At 66.4% G+C, this 8,140-nt stretch carries 7 protein-coding genes and 1 pseudogene; 4 read left to right on the forward strand and 4 right to left on the reverse strand.

What is annotated here, in order from left to right; translation table 11 throughout:
* Together B4C31_RS03560 and B4C31_RS03565 are read left to right on the forward strand one after the other, a co-directional pair.
* A pseudogene (locus B4C31_RS03560) lies at nucleotides 1-1,041 on the forward strand (glycosyltransferase family 2 protein); the annotation flags it as partial.
* A complete protein-coding gene (locus tag B4C31_RS03565) occupies nucleotides 1,038-2,573 on the forward strand; it encodes a DUF5719 family protein (protein WP_291531366.1) in 1,536 nt (511 codons plus the stop codon). The pseudogene B4C31_RS03560 and the gene B4C31_RS03565, both read left to right, overlap by 4 nt.
* Nucleotides 2,574-2,577: 4 nt before the next feature.
* Here the strand turns inward: B4C31_RS03565 and B4C31_RS03570 are convergent, their stop codons facing one another.
* Nucleotides 2,578-3,006 carry a metallopeptidase family protein gene (locus tag B4C31_RS03570; RefSeq protein WP_033509274.1) on the reverse strand — a complete coding sequence of 143 codons (429 nt, stop codon included), beginning with the start codon at nucleotides 3,004-3,006 and terminating at the stop codon, nucleotides 2,578-2,580.
* Nucleotides 3,007-3,079: 73 nt separating this feature from the next.
* Between B4C31_RS03570 and B4C31_RS03575 the strand changes: the two genes are divergently transcribed.
* Both B4C31_RS03575 and B4C31_RS03580 read left to right on the forward strand, forming a co-directional pair.
* Nucleotides 3,080-3,883 carry an HAD-IIB family hydrolase gene (locus B4C31_RS03575; protein WP_291531367.1) on the forward strand — a complete coding sequence of 268 codons (804 nt, stop codon included), beginning with the start codon at nucleotides 3,080-3,082 and terminating at the stop codon, nucleotides 3,881-3,883.
* Between the two features lie 56 nt (nucleotides 3,884-3,939).
* On the forward strand, nucleotides 3,940-4,668 hold the full coding sequence (locus tag B4C31_RS03580; protein WP_291531368.1) for a ComF family protein: 729 nt from the start codon (nucleotides 3,940-3,942) through the stop codon (nucleotides 4,666-4,668).
* Here B4C31_RS03580 and B4C31_RS03585 read toward each other — a convergent pair.
* The 3 genes from B4C31_RS03585 to glgB form a co-directional block, all read right to left on the reverse strand.
* Entirely contained in the window at nucleotides 4,622-5,665 is a 1,044-nt protein-coding gene (locus tag B4C31_RS03585; RefSeq protein ID WP_291531379.1) for a sensor histidine kinase, read from the reverse strand. The two genes, B4C31_RS03580 and B4C31_RS03585, sit on opposite strands and share 47 nt — an antisense overlap.
* A 38-nt stretch (nucleotides 5,666-5,703) precedes the next feature.
* Nucleotides 5,704-6,429 (reverse strand): response regulator transcription factor, encoded by a 726-nt coding sequence (locus B4C31_RS03590; protein WP_043168682.1) that lies wholly within the window; start codon nucleotides 6,427-6,429, stop codon nucleotides 5,704-5,706.
* 12 nt (nucleotides 6,430-6,441) lie between these two features.
* The coding region (glgB, locus tag B4C31_RS03595; protein ID WP_291531369.1) for a 1,4-alpha-glucan branching protein GlgB at nucleotides 6,442-8,140 on the reverse strand (1,699 nt) is incomplete at its 5' end.

Here is an 8,140-nt window from a genome sequence, read left to right on the forward strand (position 1 = left end):
TTGTCCTTGACCGGCGTGCTGATGCGCGCGTTCGGGCTGACCGTGTCCCGCGACCACCTGTGGCTACAGGTGGCGGTGCTCGGCGTGTGCGCCGTTGTGGCGGTGCTGGCCGTCGTGTCGTTGGCGCTGCCGTTCGTGCTGCGCGCCTCGCGCATGATGTGGGTTGTCGTGATCGCCGGCGCCGCGGCGGCGCTGCTGTCCGTGCGGGTGGCCACCGGGGCGGGCGATGACGGCGCGGTCGCCGGAACGGCGTTGCCCGGAGTCGTCATGTGCCTGCTGGGACTGATGTCATGCGCCTGCATGGTGGCAGGCATGGCCGTGAAACGGTTCGACCCGCTGTCCGGCCAGGGGGGGCGGCGGGCCCGTATGCGTCTAACCGTAGCCGGGCGGGCGCTGCTGGCCGTGGTCCTGGCCGCGGGGGTCTGCGTATGGTCGGGGTATGGCCTGACGCGGCATGATGCGGGACTGTCCTCCTCCGGCGGCGGATTGCCGATGGTGGCCGTGGACTATCTGGAACAGAATCCAGCGCACCGCATCCTTGCCGTTGCCGCACGGTCGAACAACCATGTGGAATACGCCGTGATGCGTACGGGGCTGGGGGATGTGATCGACAATTCCGTCGGGCAGCGCGCCCAGCAGGTCTCCGGCATCCGCGATGAGGCCGACGAGTTGTTGTCGTCCGCGGCGGCGCGCCTGATGGCGAACGCCGATGCCCAGGCGATCGCCGATATCGCCTCGCTGGGATTCGGGGGCATCTATGTGTCCACCGGCAGTGCGGACAGCGAGGAGGCCAGCGATCAGTTGTCCGCGAATATCACCGCCTCGGACGGTGTGCAATCCGTGGTGAGCAACGCCGACGGCACGTACTTCCGATTCACGCTGATCGATCCGCTGCACCAAGGCATCGACACCGCGTATCAGCGTGAGATTCAGTCCAGCGTCTGGCGTAGGGCTTGGCTGTGGTGCATGGGCGTGGTCATCGTGCTGTACTGCGTGGTGGCGTGGCCGCGGTCGCATCGATATGATTGGGAGGAATCATGACCGATTCTCGTCGACATGCCCGTTTGTCCGCAGCGGGACTGGCGGGCAAGGTGTCGGTTTCCGTCGTGTCCGCGGTGGTGCTGATAGCGCTGATGACGGTATTCGTATGCTATCGGCCGTGGATGGGGCTGGTCGATGACGCCGGCGGCGCGGCCGCGGTCGCCTATGACGTCAGTACGGAACGGATCGAACAGTACTGCCCCGGGCGCATGGCGCTGATGGACTCGGATTCGTATGGAGACAGCGAGTTCCAGGCCTCGTCGGGCAATATCACGTCGTCGGCCCGATACGCCGCGCTCGGATCCGTCTACATGTCCTCGGTGACGCCGATGTCGGACGCCGACGCCGAGGCCGAACGCCTGTCCGACGGCGATGATGCGGATGCCATAGCCGTCCTCTCCGGTGCCGTGGATGACGGCCCGACCCTGTTCGACACCCGTCTGACGGCCTCCGAGGACGGAACCGGTGCGGCGGGCAGCGTCGCGTCCTGGGCCACCGACGGCGACCTGCGTGGTGTGGCGGCGGCGACCTGCGTGGTGCCATCGCTCAGCCAGTCGTTCATGCTGCCGGCGACCGCCACCGGCACCACCCAGGAGCTGGTGGTGTCCAACCCGTCGGATCGCGCCACGGCCGTCACCATGCGGGTATGGGGCAGCTCGGATGGCGAGGCGATATCGCTGACCACGGGCAATACGCTGACCGTCGACGCCCACGGCGAATCCTCGGTCGATCTGGCTGCGGCCGCCTCCGGACAGGACGGCCTGTTCGTCACGCTCGACAGCGACGAGACGCCGGTGGCCGCGGTGGTGCGGATGACGCGGATGGATGGGCTGAACCCCCAGGGCATCGACTACATCACGCCCGTTTCGCAGTCGTCGTCCGATGCCGTCATCCCCTCGGTGCGAGAGAGGGATGCCGTGCGGGTGACGGTGCGTGCGGAGGAATCCGCATCGGTCACCGTGTCATGGCTGACGGCGCAGGGGACGACGGCGGCCGATGAGGGGCAGCTGGACGCCGGTCGGGTGACGATGTTCGACCTGGGCGAGGCCCCCGAACATGCGCTGGGCGTCGTCATCGAATCCGATGCGGCGGTCAATGCCATGGCCTTTGCCGAACGAGGCGGTGACGACGGACAATCCGACTTCACCGTGGCGCTTCCCGGAACCGCCGCGGCGGCCTCGGCCGTTGCCGTGCCGTCCGATACCCGTGACGAGTTGACTGTGGCCAATGTCTCCGGGGAACGCACCTCGGTGACGATGCACGCCTATGACGCCGACGGCCGTCATGTGGGGGAGCGCCAGATCGATCTTGAAGACGGCGCCGCCGTCGACCTGGCGGTGACGGACCTCGGCGAGGACGCGGCCGTGATCATGGTGGATGATCCTTCGGAATCCGTGGTGTGGGGCGTGCGATTGTCCCAGCCCGATGTGGACGAGTCCGGGTTGGCGGGATTGGCGAACCTGCAGACCACGGCGTTGACGCCGGTCCAGGAGACGGTTCTGTCCCAATCCGATCGTGCGGTGATTCGCTGAGGCGTCACAGACCCCAGTCCGGATCGATCTCCTCGGGACGCCGTCCGTAGAGTTCGCCGATACGTCCGACCAGTTCGTCCCGAATGATCAGCTGCATGTCGAGCTTGGTCCGGGACCGGGATTGTATCGGCATGCGGTACAGCACTACGCGGGCGGGGATGCCGTGCGAGGCGGCGAAGCACTGCGAGGAATTGCAGCGCCGTGGCTCCCATGGGGCGGGGTCGGAGGGCGGCACATCCTCCACGGCGAACTGCAACGGCCGGATCAGCTCCGGCCATGCGTCGTTCAACCGTCGGATCTGCGCGGCGACCATATCGTCGAACATGCCGCCTCGGGTACGGTACCGGGGCAGGCGTGCGCCGAACATCGGCGTCCTGATGCCGCGGCCGTGCCTGTTGCGATAGACCTTCGCTTCCCATGGAGGTTGGAACATGGTTTCCACCTTATGCCAAGACACGGCCATTGCGCTACCATACTGACTATGACGTGGTAAGAAAGGAAGCGACGTGGCCCCTATTGACGTACCCTCGTGGACCCAGCTGGATATGGACGCCGTCTGCGCGCGGATCCGCGCCGTCGCGTTCGATCTGGACAACACGCTCGCCCGCTCCCGCAAACCGATGCTGCCCTGGATGGCGGAACGGTTCTCCACGCTCACCACGCTGCTGCCGGTGGCGGTGATCACCGGCGGCCGGTACGGGCTGGTCATCAGCCAGATTCTCGACGTGCTGGACGCCCACGCCGATCGCTCTCATCTGCATCTGATGCCGACTAGCGGAACCCGATACTACCGCTGGGACGGTGATGACTGGCGGTGCGTGTACGCGCATGATCTGGGCGCCGACCTGCGCGATGCCGCCGTGGCGTCGCTGACCGACCATGCCAAGGAACTGGGGCTGTGGCTGGAGGACACGTGGGGGCCGCGCATCGAGGACCGCGGCAGCCAGATCACGTTCTCGGCATTGGGGCAGCAGGCGCCGGTCGAGATCCGCGAACGGTGGGATCCGGATGGTACTAAGCGTGACGCACTCGTGCGCGCCGTTGCCGCCGATCTGCCCGAACTGCAGGTCCGCGCGGGCGGCACCACCAGCGTCGATATCTCGTTGCGCGGCTATGACAAGGCGTTCGCCATCCGCGAGCTGGCGGCGTCGCTTGACCTGCCGGTGGACAGGATCATGTTCGTCGGCGACCGGATGTCGCCGGACGGCAACGATTATCCGGCGGCCGAGGCGGGGAGCCTGGCCGTCCGCGTCACCGGCCCGGAGGATACCGCGCGGCTGTGCGACGAGCTGATCGCCCGCCTATCGTAGGGGAGGGGACACTCCGTCGGTTGCCGCTGCACCGCCGTAGTGCTGTGATGAGATGTATGGGGATTTCGGCATGGTTGGGCGTGATTCGCGATGTGGTGCTGCCACGCGGCTGCGCGGGGTGCGATGCGCCCGACGCCGTGGTCTGCGGCGAGTGCCGGGAACTGCTGGACAGGACGGTGGTGTTCGATATGCCGGGCACATCCATAGGTCGGGGATATGCGTGCGCATGGTATGGGGGCGCGGTGCGCCAGGTGATCCTGGGGTGGAAGGACCATCGCGACGAGGAGTGCGACGGGCCGTTGTCCGAGGCGATGGCCGTGCTGGCCGCCCGGTGCCTGCAGTCGACGGTGAGCGGGATGCATACTGTCCTGGTGGTTCCGGCGCCGTCCTCATCGGCGTCGGTGCACCGGCGGGGACGGCGGCATACCGTCGTGCTGGCGGCCGCCGTGGCGCGGGCGTGTCGGGATATGGGGATTGATGCGCGTGTGGTTCCCTTGCTCACGATGGACCATGTCCGCGGACGGTCCGTGCAGATGGGCGGAGGTCAGCGCAGCCGGCGCGTCAGCGGGCGCATCGCCGTGCGGCGGCCGGAACTGTGCCGGCACGCGCATGTCATCGTCGTGGATGATATCGTGACGACCGGGGCCACGATGCGGCAGTGCGTCGACGCGCTCCGATCCTCCGGCGCACAGGTCGTCACCTGCCTGTCCGTGGCCTATACGCCGCAACCGGATGCCGCTACGGTTCGGGATTCGACTGCGCGAGATGATACTTCGGCAGCCTGATCTCGAAATCGGCGCCGCGGGAATCGTCTACCACGGCGACGGTGCCGCCGTGCAGCTGCGCCGCCCATCGTGCGATGGACAGCCCTAGCCCCGTGCCGCCCGATTCCGTGCCCGGACCGGTTTTGCCCTTGACGAAGCGCCGGAAGATATCCGATCGCGCCTCCCGGGGGATCTGCGAGCCGTAATTCACCACGTTGGTGACGATCATGCCCTCATCCTCGTCCTCGTGCGCCTCGATGAGCACCTCGGTGCCGTCCTCCGAATGCTTGAGCGCGTTGGCGATGATGTTCGTGAACAGCTGGCGCAGCCGGTCCTGGTCGCCTTCCATGCGGATATCCTCAGGAATGAGGACCCGGATGGTGTGGCCGTGCCCGCCGTCGGCGATCTCCAACGGCTCGACCGTGTCGTCGATGAATTCGCGGAAGTCGAACCATTCGATCTGCAGGCTGGCGGCCCCCGCCTCCATCCTGGACAGGTCGAGCAGGAAGGCGATCAGATCGGAGAGGCGATGGGTCTGGTTGAGGATGCTCTCCAGATTCGCCGGTGTCGGCTCCACGATGCCGTCGGCCATGTTCTCCACCATGGCCTGCAGGGCGGAGACGGGCGTGCGCAGCTCATGGCTGACGTTGGCCACCATATCCCGCCGCATCTGGTCGGCATGTTCCAGTTCCTCGGCCATCTCGTTGAACGAGCGCGCCAGCTGGCCCACCTCGTCGTTGCTGTCGGTGCCGGTGTGCACGCGAACGGTGTAGTCGCCGTCGGCCATGGCCTTCGCCGCATCGCGCATCTGACGCAACGGCGAGGTCAGTCCGCGGGAGAAGAAGTAGGTGATGCCGAGCGACACGATCAGCGTCAACGGCATGGCTATCCATCCGCTCCAGCCGAATTTCAGCAGGAACCAGGCCATGACGAAGGCTATGGCGGTGGAGATGGTGATGATGACCGCCAGCTCCGTCTTCAGCGAGGACAATACACCAATGGGCCGTTCCGTATGCAGAACGGCCCTGAAACGTCTGGACGGAGTGCGTTTGACGGTCACTCGTGCTGCTCCGGCGGCTCGAAGGCATACCCCACACCGTGCACGGTGCGGATGGTCTGGGAGCCGAGCTTATGACGGAGCGCCTTGACATGCGAGTCCACGGTTCGCGTGCCCGAGGCGTCGACCCAGTCCCATACCTCCTCGAGCAGCTTCTCCCGGGTGAGCACGGACTTGGGCTTGCGTGCCAGCGTGGCGAGCAGATCGAACTCCGTGGGGGTCAGGTGAACGGGCTCGCCGTTCATCGTGACGATGCGCTGTGCGGGGTCGATGACCAGCGAACCGAAATCCAGCACCTTCTCGTTCTCGGAGTTCTTGGCGATGGCCTTGGCTCGTTCGACGCGGCGCAGCAGCGCCTTGCAGCGGGCGATGAGTTCGCGCATCGAGAACGGTTTGGTCATATAGTCGTCGGCGCCCGCGCCGAGCCCCGTGACCTTGTCGGCCTCGTCGTCACGGGCGGTCAGGATCAGCACGGGGACGGGCCTGGCGGCGACGATTCGCTTGGTCGCCTCCAGGCCGTCCATAACGGGCAGCATGATGTCCATGATCACCAGATCCGGCTTGAGCTGGGCCGCGGCCTGCACCGCACTGGCCCCGTCGGACGCCACGCGCGCCGTCCAGCCTTCGGCCGTGATACGTTGCGCGATCGCCGTCGCCAGCGTCGGTTCGTCCTCCACCACCAGAACCGTGCGTGGTGTTGCCTGCCGTAGTGCCGTGTTGATCATGGAATCCGCCTTTCAGTCCTCCGGTACCAAGAATACAGCGCCCAGCGCCGGAATCGTGAGCTTGGCGGACCAGTCGCGCGAATGGTACTCCCCGGCGACTGCCTCAAAGGTGCCATTGTGGATGTCCGAGCCGCCGTACTTGGCGTCGTCGGTGGTCAGCGCCTCGCGCCAGCGGCCGCCCTTGGGCAGCGGCACCTGGTAATCCTGCCAGGCGTTGCCGGAGAAGTTGACCACGACCACCATCTGCTCGCCGTCCTTGCCGACACGCATGAAGCTCAGCGTGTTGTGGTCGGCGTCGTCGCTGGTCAGCCACTGGAAGCCCGCCGGGTCGAAGTCCTGGCTCCACAGGGCGGGGGAGGCCTTGTACAAGGCGTTGAGATCGGCGACCAGGCGCTGCACGCCGCGGTGCTCCTCCCAGTTCAAGCAATCCCAGTCCACCGAGGCGTTGTGGTTCCATTCGCCGTACTGGGCGAGCTCGTTGCCCATGAACGTCAGGTTCTTGCCCGGGTGGGCCCACTGGTAGGCGAACAGCGCGCGCACGCCGGCGTAGCGCTGCCAGTCGTCGCCCGGCATCTTGCCGAATAGGGAGCCCTTGCCGTAGACCACCTCGTCATGGCTGATTGGCAGCACGTAGTGCTCCGAATAGGCGTAGACCATCGAGAACGTGATCTCGCCGTGGTGCCACTTGCGGTTGATCGGGGATTCGTGCAGGTACTGCAGCGTGTCATGCATCCAGCCCATGTTCCACTTCAGGCCGAATCCGAGGCCCCCGGCGTCGGTCGGGGCGGTGATGCCCGGATACGCCGTGGACTCCTCGGCGATCATCATGATGCCGGGGTTGTTCTTGTACGCGGTGGCGCAGGCCTCCTTGAGGAAGTCGATGGCCTCCAGGTTCTCGCGGCCGCCGTAGATGTTCGGACGCCACTGCCCGGGCTCGCGGCTGTAATCCAGGTACAGCATCGAGGAGACGGCGTCCACGCGCAGCGCGTCGACATGGTACTCGTCCAGCCAGAAGCAGGCGTTGGCCACCAGGAAGTTGCGCACCTCGCGGCGTCCGAAGTTGAACACGTAGGTGCCCCAATCCGGGTGCTCGCCGCGCATCGGATCGGGATCCTCATACAGCGGCGTACCGTCGAAGCGGCCCAGCGCGAAGCCGTCCTTCGGGAAGTGGGCGGGGACCCAGTCCATGATCACGCCGATGCCGGCCTGATGCAGCTTGTCGACCAGGTACTTGAAGTCGTCCGGGCCGCCCTGGCGCGAATCCACCGCGTAGTAGCCGGTGACCTGGTATCCCCACGATCCGGCGAACGGGTGTTCGGCCAACGGCATGAACTCCACGTGGGTGAAGCCCTCCTTGGACACGTACTCGACCAGCTCGTCGGCCAGACCACGGTAATCCAGCCCCTGACGCCAGCTGCCGGCATGCACCTCGTAGATGCTGACCGGGCCGTCGTGCGGGTTGGTGGCGCGGCGGTGCTCCATCCAGGCGTCGTCATCCCACTCGTGCGTCGATTCGACGACGATCGAGCCGGTGCGCGGCGGCACCTCGTGCGAGCGCTCCATCGGATCGGCCTTCATCACCCATTCGCCGCTGGCGTTGAGGATCTGGTACTTGTAGATCTCCCCGGCTTGCACGCCCGGGATGAACAGCTCCCACACGCCGGAGGAGCCCAGTTCGCGCATGGCGTGACGGCGGCCGTCCCAGCTGTTG

This window comes from Bifidobacterium sp. UBA4282, assembly GCF_002394995.1.
Classification (GTDB): domain Bacteria; phylum Actinomycetota; class Actinomycetes; order Actinomycetales; family Bifidobacteriaceae; genus Bifidobacterium; species Bifidobacterium pullorum_B.

Bases quoted from the DNA above. Each gene is read 5' to 3' on its own strand.
- B4C31_RS03565 (WP_291531366.1), top strand. From the start codon at position 1,038: ATGACCGATTCTCGTCGACATGCCCGTTTGTCCGCAGCGGGACTGGCG.
- B4C31_RS03570 (WP_033509274.1), bottom strand. From the start codon at position 3,006: ATGTTCCAACCTCCATGGGAAGCGAAGGTCTATCGCAACAGGCACGGC.
- B4C31_RS03580 (WP_291531368.1), top strand. From the start codon at position 3,940: ATGGGGATTTCGGCATGGTTGGGCGTGATTCGCGATGTGGTGCTGCCA.
- B4C31_RS03590 (WP_043168682.1), bottom strand. From the start codon at position 6,429: ATGATCAACACGGCACTACGGCAGGCAACACCACGCACGGTTCTGGTG.